The organism is Streptomyces sp. NPDC047971 (assembly GCF_040653355.1).
GTDB lineage: Bacteria > Actinomycetota > Actinomycetes > Streptomycetales > Streptomycetaceae > Streptomyces.
The window spans coordinates 167,980-181,030 of the sequence record NZ_JBEZNW010000005.1 but is presented as its reverse complement, the minus strand read 5'-3'; the positions used below and the strand labels follow the sequence as shown (position 1 = coordinate 181,030).

General features: G+C 73.1%; 14 protein-coding genes. 4 read left to right on the top strand and 10 right to left on the bottom strand.

Features of this window, described 5'->3' with window-relative positions; all coding sequences use genetic code 11:
* Nucleotides 1-91: 91 nt before the first annotated feature.
* Together AB0D99_RS07555 and AB0D99_RS07550 are read right to left on the bottom strand one after the other, a co-directional pair.
* Entirely contained in the window at nucleotides 92-868 is a 777-nt protein-coding gene (locus AB0D99_RS07555) for a polysaccharide deacetylase family protein (RefSeq protein WP_362358006.1), read from the bottom strand.
* A gap of 296 nt (nucleotides 869-1,164) precedes the next feature.
* Complete coding sequence (locus AB0D99_RS07550) at nucleotides 1,165-1,542, bottom strand: hypothetical protein (RefSeq protein WP_362358004.1); 378 nt, start codon at nucleotides 1,540-1,542, stop codon at nucleotides 1,165-1,167.
* Nucleotides 1,543-1,736: 194 nt separating this feature from the next.
* Between AB0D99_RS07550 and AB0D99_RS07545 the strand changes: the two genes are divergently transcribed.
* Nucleotides 1,737-2,264, top strand: a complete 528-nt coding sequence (locus AB0D99_RS07545) for a DUF6328 family protein (RefSeq protein ID WP_362358163.1) — start codon at nucleotides 1,737-1,739, stop codon at nucleotides 2,262-2,264.
* A 9-nt stretch (nucleotides 2,265-2,273) separates the two neighbouring features.
* On the opposite strand, the gene AB0D99_RS07540 is transcribed toward AB0D99_RS07545, so the two are convergent.
* The 3 genes from AB0D99_RS07540 to AB0D99_RS07530 form a co-directional block, all read right to left on the bottom strand.
* Nucleotides 2,274-3,821 (bottom strand): ATP-dependent DNA ligase, encoded by a 1,548-nt coding sequence (locus AB0D99_RS07540; RefSeq protein WP_362358002.1) that lies wholly within the window; start codon nucleotides 3,819-3,821, stop codon nucleotides 2,274-2,276.
* 439 nt (nucleotides 3,822-4,260) lie between these two features.
* Nucleotides 4,261-5,319 carry a DUF6397 family protein gene (locus tag AB0D99_RS07535; protein WP_362358000.1) on the bottom strand — a complete coding sequence of 353 codons (1,059 nt, stop codon included), beginning with the start codon at nucleotides 5,317-5,319 and terminating at the stop codon, nucleotides 4,261-4,263.
* Nucleotides 5,320-5,458: 139 nt separating this feature from the next.
* Nucleotides 5,459-5,872: a roadblock/LC7 domain-containing protein gene (locus AB0D99_RS07530; RefSeq protein ID WP_362357998.1), complete on the bottom strand. Its 414-nt coding sequence runs from the start codon at nucleotides 5,870-5,872 to the stop codon at nucleotides 5,459-5,461.
* A 136-nt stretch (nucleotides 5,873-6,008) separates the two neighbouring features.
* Between AB0D99_RS07530 and AB0D99_RS07525 the strand changes: the two genes are divergently transcribed.
* Nucleotides 6,009-6,434 (top strand): PPOX class F420-dependent oxidoreductase, encoded by a 426-nt coding sequence (locus AB0D99_RS07525; RefSeq protein WP_362357996.1) that lies wholly within the window; start codon nucleotides 6,009-6,011, stop codon nucleotides 6,432-6,434.
* Nucleotides 6,435-6,477: 43 nt separating this feature from the next.
* Here AB0D99_RS07525 and AB0D99_RS07520 read toward each other — a convergent pair whose 3' ends face one another.
* The 5 genes from AB0D99_RS07520 to AB0D99_RS07500 form a co-directional block, all read right to left on the bottom strand.
* A complete protein-coding gene (locus tag AB0D99_RS07520; protein WP_362357994.1) occupies nucleotides 6,478-7,086 on the bottom strand; it encodes an ATP/GTP-binding protein in 609 nt (202 codons plus the stop codon).
* A complete protein-coding gene (locus tag AB0D99_RS07515; RefSeq protein WP_362357992.1) occupies nucleotides 7,067-7,483 on the bottom strand; it encodes a DUF742 domain-containing protein in 417 nt (138 codons plus the stop codon). Before AB0D99_RS07515 ends, AB0D99_RS07520 begins: the two co-directional genes overlap by 20 nt.
* A gap of 11 nt (nucleotides 7,484-7,494) precedes the next feature.
* Nucleotides 7,495-7,929: a roadblock/LC7 domain-containing protein gene (locus tag AB0D99_RS07510; RefSeq protein WP_362357990.1), complete on the bottom strand. Its 435-nt coding sequence runs from the start codon at nucleotides 7,927-7,929 to the stop codon at nucleotides 7,495-7,497.
* Complete coding sequence (locus AB0D99_RS07505; RefSeq protein WP_362357988.1) at nucleotides 7,926-10,802, bottom strand: nitrate- and nitrite sensing domain-containing protein; 2,877 nt, start codon at nucleotides 10,800-10,802, stop codon at nucleotides 7,926-7,928. Before AB0D99_RS07505 ends, AB0D99_RS07510 begins: the two co-directional genes overlap by 4 nt.
* A gap of 178 nt (nucleotides 10,803-10,980) precedes the next feature.
* Nucleotides 10,981-11,871: an MHYT domain-containing protein gene (locus tag AB0D99_RS07500; RefSeq protein WP_362357986.1), complete on the bottom strand. Its 891-nt coding sequence runs from the start codon at nucleotides 11,869-11,871 to the stop codon at nucleotides 10,981-10,983.
* Nucleotides 11,872-12,022: 151 nt separating this feature from the next.
* Here AB0D99_RS07500 and AB0D99_RS07495 point away from each other — a divergent pair, with 151 nt between their 5' ends.
* Nucleotides 12,023-12,619, top strand: coding sequence for a methyltransferase domain-containing protein (locus AB0D99_RS07495; RefSeq protein ID WP_362357984.1), 597 nt, complete (start codon nucleotides 12,023-12,025; stop codon nucleotides 12,617-12,619).
* Nucleotides 12,620-12,720: 101 nt separating this feature from the next.
* On the top strand, nucleotides 12,721-13,035 hold the full coding sequence (locus AB0D99_RS07490) for a hypothetical protein (protein WP_362357982.1): 315 nt from the start codon (nucleotides 12,721-12,723) through the stop codon (nucleotides 13,033-13,035).
* The last annotated feature ends 16 nt before the right edge of the window (nucleotides 13,036-13,051 follow it).

Here is a 13,051-nt window from a genome sequence, read left to right as displayed (position 1 = left end):
TGAACGATAAACCTTCATGCGGTGTTCCTGGATGTCCGAGGTGACCGCTGTGAGACACCTCACCCCGTTTTCGCCGCTCTCTCGTCTCGCCCTACGGACGGTAGACCTCACCGGGCTCGGCCCTGCCCGGCGCCAGCAGCTGCGGCACGGTCACGAAGGTGAAGCCGCGCTTCTTCAGCTCGTCGATGATGCCGGGGACGGCGGGAACGGTCCCGTCGTAGATGTCGTGCAGCAGGATGATCCCGTCCTTGTCGGCGGCGTCGAGTATGCGCTGGCGTATCAGCGCGGAATCGGTCGTGGAGTAGTCCTTGGCCGTGGCGCTCCACAGGATCTGCGCCAGACCCAGCTCGCGGCTGACCTCGGACACCGTGTCGTCGGTGCGCCCCTGCGGCGGCCGCATCAGCGTGGGCTTGCGCCCGGTGATCTTCTCGATCGCGTCCTGGGTGAGGGAGAGCTCCTCGCGGACCTCGTCGGCCTCCAGGTCGGTCAGGACGCGATGCGTCCAGGTGTGGTTGGCGACCTCGTGGCCCTCGTCGGAGATGCGCTTGACCACCTCGGGATAGCGGTCCACGTGCTTCTTGCCGAGCAGGAAGAAGGTGGCAGGGACCTGCTTCTCCTTGAGGACGTCGAGCAGGTGCGGCGTGTCCTTGCCGGGGCCGGCGTCAAAGGTCAGCGCGATGCATTTCGTCCTGCCACAGTCGACCGCCACGCCCGCGCCCGGCTTGTCGTCCGAGCCGGCGACCTCGCCCCTGGCGTCGCTCGGGGTGATCGGGTCGACCCCACAGCCGCTGAGCCCCAGCATCAGAGAGGCCGCCGCCAGAAGGGCGACGGCCGATCCCCGGCGCTTCCCCGGTTCGTTTCGGAACATGCTGCTGCAACCCACTTCCCCGTAGACGACTCAGAAAGGCCACTCGCGCCTGGTCAGGGCGACTGCGAGTGGCGATGCCGAGCACTCTACACATGGTGTATACATGCCATGCATAGGGGGGGTGGGGCAGTGATCCCCGGCGGGCTGCGGTCGTCGGGCACAGCGGTGCACCCGGCGGCGGCTCGGGCACAGCGGTGCCCCGGGCGGCGCCCGTCCGCTCCGCCCGGGGCGTCCTGTGTGCCGGCGCGACCGGTCCTCCGGCGGGAGGTGTCAGGGGTTCTGGTCCTCGCCGCCCGTCAGCGGGAGGCGAGCAGCAGCCGGGCCTCGGTCTCCTGGTCTCCGGAGACGGACTGCAGCGACTGGATGTCGAAGGCGGCGGCGAGCGTCTTCTCCATCTCGTCGACCGCGTGGTAGCCACCGGTCAGCAGCGCGCCGACCATGCCGTCCAGATGAACGGGTCGCGGCTCCTCACGGCGGCCGGCGGCCGTGTCGAAGGTGGCCGTCCAGACGTTGGCCGCGGGGGCCGTGGCGGCCCGCGGTCCCGGCGCCGTCATGTCCTCGAGCTCGTAGTAGTGGTCGAGGGCGTCGAAGACGGCCTGCGCGTCCTCCCGGTTGCAGTCGCTCAGCTGCACCGTGACGTCGGTGTCGATGTGCGTGTCGTACACGTCGCTCATCTCCTCGCGGCCAGGCGGCCGGTCGATTCCACGCTTCCAGCATCCCTCTCGGGCGGGCGTCCCGCGAGGTCCGGACCGGGGTGCCCGGGGCCTCGGCGACGCGCGCCGGTGCCGCCGTTCCCGGAACATCGGGATTGAGTCGGCCCTGAGCGGTTACCCGCCTCGAGGGAGCTACACGGGGAGGTTCCGTGACCATGCAGCCGGGCGGCGAACAGCGGACGGAGGGCGACGAACTCTCCCGGGGCCGCCACGAGACGAAGGACGAGCGGGCCGACCGGAGGTGGGGCGAGCTGATGCAGGAGATCAGGGTCGCCCAGACAGGCGTGCAGATCCTGTTCGGCTTCCTGCTCACGGTCGTGTTCACCACGCGCTTCCCCGAACTGTCGGCGACGGACCGGACGATCTACATCATCACCGTGTCACTGGGCGCGGCGGCGACGGGGGCCCTGATCGGACCGGTCTCCTTCCACCGGCTGGTGGCCGGGCGGCGCATCAAACCCCATGCGGTGGTCTGGGCGTCACGGCTGACGTTCATCGGGCTCGTGCTGCTGCTCGCGACGCTGGCGTCGGCCCTGCTGCTGGTCCTGCGGGTCGCGACGGAGGCCACGTACGTTCCCTGGCTGGTCGGCGGACTGGTCGCCTGGTACCTGGTCTGCTGGTACGTGTTGCCGCTCTGGGTCCGGGGCCGGTACACGAACGTCGACGACGGGGACGGGGACTGACCGGCCGGGTCACGTCTGACCGGTGACCCGCTCCACGGTGTCGGCCTCGGCGGCTGACTTGTCGGGACGGTGGCGTACGACCCGGGCGAAGCGCAGCGTGACCCCCGCCGGGTAGCGGGTGGAGCGCTGCAGTCCGTCGTAGGCGATCTCGACCACGAGCTCCGGGCGTACGCGAACGGTGAATCCGTCGTCGTCCACGGCCAGTTCTCCCAGCCTCTCGGTCTGCCAGCGCAGCATCTCGTCGGTGAGGCCCTTGAACGTCTTCCCGAGCATCACGAACGTCCCGTCGGCTGCGCGGGCGCCGAGGTGGAGGTTGGAGAGCAGCCCGGTCCGGCGGCCGTGCCCCCACTCCGCGGCGAGGACGACGAGGTCGAGGGTGTGCACGGGTTTGACCTTGAGCCAGGTGCGACCGCGCCGACCCGCCACGTAGGGCGCGTCCAGCGCCTTGACGAGGACGCCTTCGTGGCCGCGGGCCAGGGTGTCGGTGAAGAACCGCTCCGCCGCCTCGACCTGGGCGGCGGAGCCGGGGTCGTCGACGACGAACCGCCGCACCCGCAGGGCTTCGGGGAGCAGCCGGGCCAGGACCTGGTGGCGTTCCTGGCCGGGGTGATCGATGAGCGGCTCTCCTCCTGCGGCGAGGACGTCGAAGTAGACGGGTGAGAGCGGCAGCGTGGCGCTGGCCGTCTCGACGTCGACGCGTGACCCGACCCGCGAGGCGATGTCCTGGAAGGCCACCGGCCGCCGGGTGGCCGGGTCCAGGGCGATGACCTCGCCGTCGAGGATGAACGCGTCGGCCGTCATCTCCCGGGCGCGGGCGACCACTTCGGGCAATCGCCCGGTGATGTCGTCCAGGGACCGGGTGAACACCCTGATCCGTTCGCCGTCGCGGTGGACCTGGATCCGGATGCCGTCGAGCTTCTCCTCGACCACGCACGGCCCCAGGCCGGCGACGGCCTCGGTGACCGAGCCCGCGGTGTGGGCGAGCATGGGCAGCACGGGGGTGCCGACCCGCAGGGCGAAGGTGTCCAGCGCTGCGGCCCCTTCGGCGAGGACGGCCTGGGCCACACGGGGCAGGGACCCTTCGAGCATCACCGCACGGCGGAGCTCCGCGGAGGGGACGGTCGCGGCGCGCGCGACGCCCTCCAGCGCGATGGCGTCCAGAGCGCCCTGGCGCACCTCGCCCGAGAGCAGCCGGAGGAGGAACTCCTGCTCCGGCCGGGTGGCCCCCGCCATCAGCTCGTGCACGAGCCGGGCCCGCTCCGCCTGCGAACCGGCGCCGGACACTCCCGCGAGCTCGCTCATGGCGGCGTCGGCGCCCGCGAGCGTGAGGGTCGGCTGCGCGGCGGGCGGCACGGCCGGCGGGACCGCCTTCTTGAGCACGCTCCAGCCGACGCCGATGCGCCCCTGGGGCAGCCGCCCGGAGAGGTACGCGATCACCAGCGGGCTCTCCTCGGGCGCGGCCTCCGCGAACAGCTCGGCCAGCACGGCGATCTTCCGCGAGCGGGCGGAGGTGGCGGCGACCTGGTGGGAAGCGTCCGCGACACGGGCCAGAAGCATGGGCCCATCCTCCCCCGCGCCGATGGCAACCCGCCATCGGGCACAGCGCCAGATCCCGCCCGCCCCGGCTCGAACTCGCCGTACGGAGGGCACCCCGCCCGACGACGACCGGGCCCGCACCGCGCAGCCCCACCGACCACGACCGGGCACGCACCGCAATGCCCCGCCCGACGACGACTGGGCCCGCACCGCGCCGCCCCACCACCCGACGGCAAAGGGGCCCGCACCGCGCCGCCCCGGCGCGATCTCGCCGCACCGCAGCCGCCCCGCCCGACGGCAACCAGGTCCGCACGTCTGGCTCCCCGCCCGCCGACCGCCCCGGCCCCGCCCCCTCACCCCCCGCCCCGCCTCCTCCGTCCCTGCTCTTGTCCCTTCCTCCTGCCCCTTCCTCCTGCCCGTGCCCCTGCCGCTGCCGCTGCCGCCGGGTAGCGGATGCCGCCTAGCCAGCCCGAGCTCCGCGCCTCCCGTCTTCGTTCGTCGCCGACACCTTCGCTGCCGTCGGCTTCCCTGCCGCCGCCCTCCCCGCCATGGCCGTCGCCTTCTCCGTCGCCTTCTCCGTCGCCTTCTCCGTCCTCGTCTCCGTCCTCGTCTCCGTCCTCCGGCGGAGGAGGCGGTCGAGCAGGCCGCGGCGGATGTGGTGGGTGGCTGCGCGGCGCGGGAGCGTCGGCGAGCGGGGCGGCGCCGGCGGCCGGGCGGCGACCGCCCCGACCCCCTCGCCCGCGCGCGGGACCCGGCGGTCGGCGCGGGCCTCGTGCAGGGCGATCGCCAGGCTCATGCGGTGCCAGAGGATCTCGTCGGGGTCGTCCGCCAGCGCCAGTCGGTCGACGATCTCGCGGGAGGCCGCCGACTCCGGGCGCCCGGACGGCGGCTCCGGACGCAGGTCGTCCAGGAGTGCGCGTTCCCGGGGGTCGTCGACGACCTCGGCCAGTTGGGCCGGGTCCAGGAGCGAGGCGATCGCCGCTGCCCGTGCCCAGGGGTCGTCGGTCGCGCGGAGCAGGAGCCCCAGCCGCCGGGCGCGCCAGTTCCGGGGCCGGCGGTCCTCGCCCCCGTCGACCCTCTCCCTGATCTCCCGCGGAAGCCTTCCCGTCAGCAGGCTCTGCCGGGTCAGGGCGAACTCGCCCAGCTCACCGGCGAGATAGAGCCACACCACGGCGCGGTAGCGGTTCAGATAGAAGCGCACCGGGCTGAAGTGACCTGTTCTGGCCAGTTTGGTGAAGCGGTCCGGTGTCACGGAGAGCAACGCGGCCGCCTCCGTCGTACCGACCGTGCGGACGCGATCGCGCAGCCCGCCGGGGAAGTCCGGTGCGGCCCTGAGCCGGTCGATCTCCGCACGCTCCACGTGGTGAGGCCCGCCCGGTGCCCGGGCGGCACCCGGTGCCTTCGCACCGGAAGCGGCCCCTGGCACCGTCCTCACCAGCCCCAACTGGACGGCGAGCCGGAACTCGTCGCGCCTCAGCTCCAGTTCCCGCGCTGCCCGTGTCGGTGCCAACGCACGCATGCCTTCTTCCACCGGTCTCCCCCGTGAGCGACGAATACTCTCGGTGACGACCGTAGCCGCGGGCCTCCCGATCCCGCTCGGCCTGTGGACAACCGTGGTCGCGCGGACCGGTCGCCCGGCCCTGCGGCTGTGGACGACGTCAGAGTTCGGCGACTCCCGCCCTGCCCGGCTGTCGCGCCGCCACCCCGAGATGCTCACCGACCCGGTTCACCAGCAGCGTCATCTCGTACGCGACCTGGCCCACATCGGCCTCGGCCGCGCTCAGCACACACAGGCAACTGCCCTCGCCCGCCGCGGTCACGAAGAGCAGAGCCTCGTCGAACTCGACCATCGTCTGCCGCGCCCGCCCTGCCTGGAAGTGCCGGCCCGAGCCTCGGGCCAGGCTGTGCAGCCCCGAGGACACCGCGGCCAGATGCTCGGCGTCCTCCCGCTCCAGACCACTGCTCGCGCCCGTCACCAGGCCGTCGTTCGAGAGCACCAGCGCGTGCCGTATGTACTCGACCCGCTGGGTCAAGTCGTCCAGGAGCCAGTCCAGTCCCTTGTCCAGCGCCATGTGTCGGTCCTTCCCCCTGTGTGTGGCGTCCCCGTCGACCCGAAGTCCCCGCGGTCCGCGTGTCGCGGCAAGCCTTACGCACTGTCGTGGACAGAGCAAGCACCCCTCGGGCGCTCGCGTGGCTCACCATGGGTGCATGGCAAAGATGACCGAGGAAGAGTGGCGGAACTTCGTCTCCGAGGGAACCCGCACCGGCAAGCTGGCGACCGTGCGCGAGGACGGCAGTCCGCACCTCGCCCCGATCTGGTTCGTGCTCGACGGCGACGACTTCGTCTTCAACACCGGCAAGGACACCGTGAAGGGGCGCAATCTCGCCCGCGACGGGCGGGTGGTGCTCTGCGTCGACGACGACCGGCCGCCTTTCGCCTTCGTCACGCTCCGGGGCCGTGCCGACATCAGCGAGGACCCGGCCGAGCTGCGTCGCTGGGCCGCTCGCATCGGCGGCCGCTACATGGGCGAGGACCGCGCCGAGGAGTTCGGTGAGCGCAACGGGGTCCCGGGCGAACTGCTCGTCCGTGTACGGATCGAGAAGGTGAACGCCCAGGGCGGCGTCGCCGACTGACCCCTCGCCGGCCGCCCCGCAGGGCTCGTCTCCCCCGTCCGCCTCACCCGACGGAGTCCAGGAGCCGGGCCGTGTGCATGCGGCCCGCGTACTCGACGAGCCGGATCAGCACCTCCTTGCCGGAGTCCCGGTCCCGCGCGTCGCACAGCACCACGGGCGTGCCGCGGTCCAGGTCCAGCGCGCGCGAGACCTCGTGCGCACCGTAGTTCCGGGCGCCGGCGAAGCAGTTGACCGCGACGACGAAGGGGATCTTGCGGTGCTCGAAGTAGTCCACCGCCGGGAAGCAGTCCTCCAGTCGTCGCGTGTCGGCCAGGACGACCGCTCCGAGCGCGCCCTGGGACAGTTCGTCCCAGAGAAACCAGAAGCGGTCCTGCCCCGGTGTGCCGAAGAGGTAGAGCGAGAGACCGGCGCGGATGGTGATGCGTCCGAAGTCCATCGCGACGGTCGTGGTCGTCTTCTGGGCGACGCCCCCGGTGTCGTCGACGGTCTCCCCGGCCCGGCTGAGCTGTTCCTCGGTGCGCAGGGGACGGATCTCGCTGACCGCGCCCACCAGGGTGGTCTTGCCGACGCCGAAGCCGCCGGCGACCAGGATCTTCAGAGCGAGGGCCGTGGCGTCCTCACCGGTGCTGCTGTCAGAGCGCTCGTAGGCCATCGATGACTTCCCTCAGGATCCGTTCGTCGGGCAGCTGTGCGGGCGGTACGGGTCGGCTGACCTTGACGAAGCCCGCTTCGAGGAGGTCGCCGAGGAGCACACGGACGACCCCGACGGGCAGATCGGCGTCGGCGGCCAGCTCGGCCACCGACTGCGTCTCGGCCCGGCACAGGGTGAGCAGGGCCCGGTGCTCCGGGCCGAGGAAGGACTCCTCGGCCCGGCCGGGCGGGTCGTCGTCGACGACGACGAGTGCGATGAGGTCGAACCGTACGTTGCTGGGACCCGGCTTCGTACGGCCCCCGGTCATGGCGTACGGGCGGACGAGCGGCCCCGCGTCCGCGTCGTACCACTGACTGCCCGGAACGGCCTGGCCGTCTCCGGTGCTGTCCTCGTTCATGGTGTCTCCGGTCAGCCCGCGGCGGGCGGGGTCGCGGCGAGCCGCGGCGGGGTGTGCAGGTGCTCGCCGACGCGCTTCACCAGGCGGGCCATCTCGTAGGCGATGAGCCCGATGTCGGCGCTCACCGAGCTGAGGACGGCGAGACAGGAGCCGTCTCCCGCGGCGGCGACGAACAGGAAGCCGTCGTCCATCTCCACCATCGTCTGGCGCACGCCCCCGGTGTGGAACTGGCGGCCCGCGCCCTTGGCGAGGCTGTTGAACCCGGAGGCGATGGCGGCGAGGTGCTCGGCGTCCTCCCTGCTGAGTCCGCTGGAGGAGCCGACGGCCAGCCCGTCGTTGGACAACACGACCGTGTGCCGGACTTCGCGGACCCGGACGACGAGGTCGTCGAGGAGCCAGTCGAGTTCACCGGAGCGGTGGTGGGACATCCTCTCGTGGTCGATCATGCGTGGTCTCCTTCACTGCCGAAGTCGCGGCCGCGGTCACGGTCGTGGTCATGGTGGAGGTCGCCGCCCGGGCCGGAGCCGGGGGCCGTGCCGTGGTGACGGGCGGGGTCACTGCCACCGGCACCGCCCGCGGCCTCTCCGCGGTGACGGCCGGGCTCGCCTGCGGCGTCGCGGCCCTGTGCGGCGCCGACCGGGCCGGTGGGCTCGTCGCCGGAGTCGCCTCCGGAGCCCGTGCCGAGCGGGCGCCGGGTGCCGGGGGCCGCTCCGCCGCCGCGCGCCCAGCCGTCGCGGTAGGCCGTCATGCGGTCCCTGACCTGCTCCGGGGTGCGGTCGTCCGCGCCCTGGACGGCCGGGGTGGGAGGGACGTCGGCCGGTGGCGCCTCACGCAGCTGCGGGACGAGGTTGGCCTGACGTACGCGCCGGGGAAGCTCACCGTCCTCGGGGGCCTCCGACGGGCCGGAGTCCGGCGGTGTCTGCGGCGGCGCCGAACGGCCCCGCTGACGCAGGGTGGTGACTCCGGCGGGCGGCTGCTCGGAGGAGCCCGCTCCCGGTCCTTCCGGCTGTCCGGCCAGGGCGGGGATGCGCGGCGGACGGGACAGGGGCTGCGCCTGGGAGGGTGCGGGGGGCACCGCGACGGGCTGCTGGTGCCGGGGGCGCGGGAAGGGCGTGCCGGGACCGGTCTCGTCACGGCCGCGCTCGCCGGGTGCGCGGGGCGGTGCGTAGCCGTGCGCCGCGTCCGTGCGGGACCCCTCGGCGGCCCGCGGGTCCGGTGCGCTCCTGCCCGGCGGCAGCGCGCTCTGCAGGACGTCGTTGGGGAGCAGGACGACGGCTGTCGTCCCGCCGTAGGGCGAGGTGCGCAGATGGACCTTGATGTCGTGGCGGGAGGAGAGCCGGCTGACCACGAAGAGGCCGAGCCGGTCGCTGTCGAAGAGGTCGAGGGCCTCGGACTGTTCGATCCTCGTGTTGGCCTCGGCGAGGCTCTCCTTGCCCATGCCGAGCCCTCGGTCCTCGATCTCCAGGGCGTATCCGTTGCCCACCGGCTCGCCGCTGATCCGCACCTTGGTGTGGGGCGGGGAGAACTGCGCGGCGTTCTCGATGAGCTCGGCCAACAGGTGGGTGAGGTCGGCGACGGCGCCGCCGACGACGGCCGTCTCGGGCAGCTGCCGCATCTCCACGCGCGCGTAGTCCTCGATCTCGGAGACGGCGGCCCGTACGACGTTGGTCAGCGGGACCGGCATCCGCCAGGCGCGTCCCGGGGCCGCGCCGGAGAGGATGATCAGGCTCTCCGCGTGGCGCCGCATCCGGGTCGTGAGGTGGTCGAGCCGGAAGAGGTCGCCGAGTTCGTTCGGGTCGTCGGCCCGGCGCTCCATGCTGTCCAGCAGGTTGAGCTGACGGTGGACCAGGACCTGGCTGCGGCGGGCGAGGTTGACGAAGACGCCCGAGATTCCGCTGGCGAGTTCGGCGCGCTCCACGGCGGCGGAGAGCGCGGCCCGGTGGACGGTGGTGAGCGCCTCTCCGACCTGCCCGATCTCGTCCTGCGGCGCGGGTCCCGGCGGAGCCTCGGCCTGGACGTCGATCTCCTCGCCGGCCCTCAGGCGTGTCATGGCGGCGGGGAGTTTGCGGCGGGCGATCGCCAGAGCGGTGTTGCGCAGGCTGATCAGTTCGATGACCAGGCCGCGTCCGATGCGTACGGAGATGACGAGGGAGGCGGCGACGGCGGCGAGGCCGAGCAGCACCGCGGCGCCGCCCGCGGTGAGCACGCCTCCGGCGAACGGGTCCGCGCGGTCGGCGGCGGCGTGTCGGGCGTCCGTCTCGATGGTGCCGAGCCCGCCGCGTACGACGGCCATGGCGTCGTCCCACGTGGCGGCGGGCACGGCCTGGGCGGCCTTGCGGCCGGGGGCGGCGGCGCGCACCCGGTCCTCCGCGAGCGTGAGCTGCTGGTAGCCGCGCTGGGCGGCCAGGTTCTCCCAGGCGGCGCGTTCGGATCCGCGCAGGTCGGCGGTGGCGGACTCGGTGAGCGTGCGACGCGTCTCGACGGCCCCGGTGAACTGCCGAAGCCTCTCGGCGGGGAACTCTCCGCTCAGGTGGGCGGAGCTGAGCAGCGCGTCCTCCCGGGCGAGCATCTCGCCGGCCCGGCCGAATTCCAGCAGCACGCGCGCGTCGGAGCCGATCTCGGCGTCCTGGATACCGCTCAGCGCGCCGTCGACGGCGAAGGCGGCGGTGATCGCGGCGGTGTACTCCTTGTAGACCTGCTCCCAGTCGGCGCCGCCGGCCGCCGCGGCGGTACGGAGCCGGTCGAGGCCCTCGGCCTTGGCGACAAACCGCCCGATGCGGTCGGCGACGTCGCGGGGAAGTTCCCCGGTGTCGCCGACGGTGTGTCCGCCGTCGAGCCGGAGCCGCGCGACGGCGGCGTCGGTGCGCCGTGACTGTTCCTTCAGTTCGGTGACGCGTCCGGCACCGGGCACGGCGACCTGGCGCACGGCGGCGCGGCGTTCGGCCTGCAGGGCGGTGACGGCGGCGGCGACGGGTTCGCGGATCTCCGCGTCGACGCGCTGGAGCTGGCGGAGCCGGGCGATGTCCTGCGCGGTGGTGACGGTGGCGAATCCCCACAGGGCCAGCAGGGACACGACGGGAACCATCAGCAGCGAGACGATCTTCGCCCGGACGGTCCTGGGGCGCAGGCCGCGGCGTCGGGGCGGAGCGGGGATCCCGGGCGCCGGACCGCCCGGCCTGGCGTGATCGGCCCGGTCGGGCCGGGCCGCGGGTGCGGGTTCCGATCGTTCGTCGGCGGGCGGCCCTGCGTGCGCGCGCCGTCCGCGCGCCGCCTGCGGCGCCGGGGCGTCGGCGTCCTTGGTCCTGCGGGGAGTTCGCATGGCCTCCTCGTTCCGGCTGCGTCTGTCCTGGTGCGGTGTGCGTCCCGCGTGTGCCACGGTGCGGCGTTCGGCGAGCGGCTGTCTCGGCGCGGGTCGACGGGGTCGGGTGCCGCTCGGGGCTCACCGGAGCGGCTTCCCGCCCCGGTCCGTCCGAGTGCGGCCCAGGGGCCGGGGCGGGCTAAGGGTGGTCCCGTCCGCCGTCCACGGGCCCCACCGGGTAGGCGTAGGAGGCCGCTGTCCTCGCTGTGCCGGCGCTCGCCGGTTCCGGCCGGTAGCCGGGGGGTGCCACGTCGACCGCGCGCTCGTCGGGCTCGGTGAGGCGCTCGGCCGAGGCGTAGGCGGCGCGTTCCCTGGCCGTCGGGGAGAGGGCGACGAAGGCGGAGGTGATGAAGAGGTAGGAGCCGAGCCCCACGGCGAGGGGGAAGATGAACTGCATCGCCGTGGCCCCGGGCAGCGCGGCCGTCGAGGGGGAGACCTCGACGCGGACGGCGAACATGCCCGTGTAGTGCATGCTGCTGACGGCCGCTCCCATGACCAGCGAGGCGACCGCGACGGCGGCCGGGGCGTGGATGTTGAGCGCCGCCCACAGCGCCGCCGTCGCGGCGACGACCGCGATGACGACGGAGAGCGCGACGAGCATGGGGTCGTAGGTCACCTGTCCGTGCAGCCGCAGGGCGGCCATGCCCATGTAGTGCATGCTCGCGACGCCGACGCCGGTCGTGAGACCGCCGATCAGGAGCGAGCGGATCCTGTCTCCTCCGTGGCCGACGGCGAACACGCCGACTCCGACGACGGCCATGGCGATGAGGAGACTGAGAATGGTCAGCGGTACGTCGTAGCGGATGTCGGTCCCGGTCACGCCGAAGCCGAGCATCGCGACGAAGTGCATCGTCCAGATACCGGTGCCGATCGCGGACGCGGCGGTGAGCAGCCAGTTGCGTCGCGATCGGCCGGTCGCGTCGAGCGCTCGTACGGTGCAGCGCAGCCCGAGGGCGGCGCCTATGCAGGCCATCGCGTACGACAGCACAGGTGTCAGCCAGCCGAAGGTGGCGTGGTCCAGGTGTCCCATGACCCAGGGACGCTAGTGCGCACGAGGGGGCGCATCGGGGGCGCATTTCGAAACCTGATGGAATATGACATAGAGATGTTCCAGAACGATCGTGCCTGGCTCGAACGTGCGCGCCGGACGTTCACCCGTGAGGCTGGGGCATCATGCACGCATGAGCGATGACCCCACCCATGTCCAGGAGTTCTTCGGCCCCCGCGCCGCCGACTGGGACGCCCGCTTCCCCGACGACGGCCCGGCCTACGCCGCGGCGGTGGCCGATCTCGGGCTGCGCCCCGGCGACGCCGTGCTCGACGCGGGCTGCGGCACCGGCCGCGCCCTGCCGGCCCTGCGCGCGGCCGTCGGCCCGACGGGGACCGTGGTCGGGGCGGACCTGACCCCGGAGATGCTGGCCCAGGCCGTCCGCGCCGGGCGGGACGAGTCCGCCGGACTCCTCCTCACGGACGTCGCCCGGCTGCCGCTGGGCGACGGGGTGCTCGACGCGGTGTTCGGGGCCGGTCTCATCTCCCATCTGGCGGACCCCGCCGAGAACCTGCGCGAACTGGCCCGGGCGGTCCGCCCCGGCGGCCGGCTCGCCCTCTTCCACCCCATCGGCCGCGCCGCGCTCGCCGCCCGCCACGGCCGGCGGATCACCGACGACGATCTGCGCGCCGAGCCCCACCTGCGCCCGCTTCTCGCCGGTTCCGGATGGCGGATGGTCGATTACGTGGACGAGGACGACCGTTACCTGGTGCTCGCCGTCCGTCATTGAGCCACTTCGTCGTTTCACGGCCCAACGCGCCCTTCTGTCCCGGCACTTCCCTGTCTACGGTGGAGGTGCCGGGCAGCCGTGTCCGGGGAAGGCGGCAGGTCATGGCCAGAATGCGAGCACTCCTCAACGCCCTCCTGCCGGCCTCGCGACGGGCACCGGACGGCCCGCCGAAACCGCCCCCGGTGCGACGGCAGCACAACCTCTTCGAGGCGGCGGCGACCTATGTGGTCGGCTGCGTGGAGGAGGACCAGGACCAGATCGACGAGGCCGTCACCTGGGTCTCCCCCGAAGCCCTCTCCTTCGGCATCAACGAGCTCGCCTGCCGCGCCGTGATCGCGCTCGCCCGTGAACGCGGCGAGTCGCCGCAGACCGTGGCCCGCTCGCTGCTGGGACTGCCGGGACCGCCGGCGGCGTGAGCCGTGCGGAATCGGC

Coding starts and splice junctions, on each gene's coding strand:
- AB0D99_RS07555 (WP_362358006.1), bottom strand. CDS start 868: ATGTTCCGAAACGAACCGGGGAAGCGCCGGGGATCGGCCGTCGCCCTT.
- AB0D99_RS07530 (WP_362357998.1), bottom strand. CDS start 5,872: ATGGCGCTGGACAAGGGACTGGACTGGCTCCTGGACGACTTGACCCAG.
- AB0D99_RS07520 (WP_362357994.1), bottom strand. CDS start 7,086: ATGGCCTACGAGCGCTCTGACAGCAGCACCGGTGAGGACGCCACGGCC.
- AB0D99_RS07510 (WP_362357990.1), bottom strand. CDS start 7,929: ATGATCGACCACGAGAGGATGTCCCACCACCGCTCCGGTGAACTCGAC.
- AB0D99_RS07545 (WP_362358163.1), top strand. CDS start 1,737: ATGCAGCCGGGCGGCGAACAGCGGACGGAGGGCGACGAACTCTCCCGG.
- AB0D99_RS07500 (WP_362357986.1), bottom strand. CDS start 11,871: ATGGGACACCTGGACCACGCCACCTTCGGCTGGCTGACACCTGTGCTG.
- AB0D99_RS07505 (WP_362357988.1), bottom strand. CDS start 10,802: ATGCGAACTCCCCGCAGGACCAAGGACGCCGACGCCCCGGCGCCGCAG.
- AB0D99_RS07515 (WP_362357992.1), bottom strand. CDS start 7,483: ATGAACGAGGACAGCACCGGAGACGGCCAGGCCGTTCCGGGCAGTCAG.
- AB0D99_RS07525 (WP_362357996.1), top strand. CDS start 6,009: ATGGCAAAGATGACCGAGGAAGAGTGGCGGAACTTCGTCTCCGAGGGA.
- AB0D99_RS07550 (WP_362358004.1), bottom strand. CDS start 1,542: ATGAGCGACGTGTACGACACGCACATCGACACCGACGTCACGGTGCAG.
- AB0D99_RS07535 (WP_362358000.1), bottom strand. CDS start 5,319: ATGCGTGCGTTGGCACCGACACGGGCAGCGCGGGAACTGGAGCTGAGG.
- AB0D99_RS07540 (WP_362358002.1), bottom strand. CDS start 3,821: ATGCTTCTGGCCCGTGTCGCGGACGCTTCCCACCAGGTCGCCGCCACC.
- AB0D99_RS07495 (WP_362357984.1), top strand. CDS start 12,023: ATGAGCGATGACCCCACCCATGTCCAGGAGTTCTTCGGCCCCCGCGCC.
- AB0D99_RS07490 (WP_362357982.1), top strand. CDS start 12,721: ATGGCCAGAATGCGAGCACTCCTCAACGCCCTCCTGCCGGCCTCGCGA.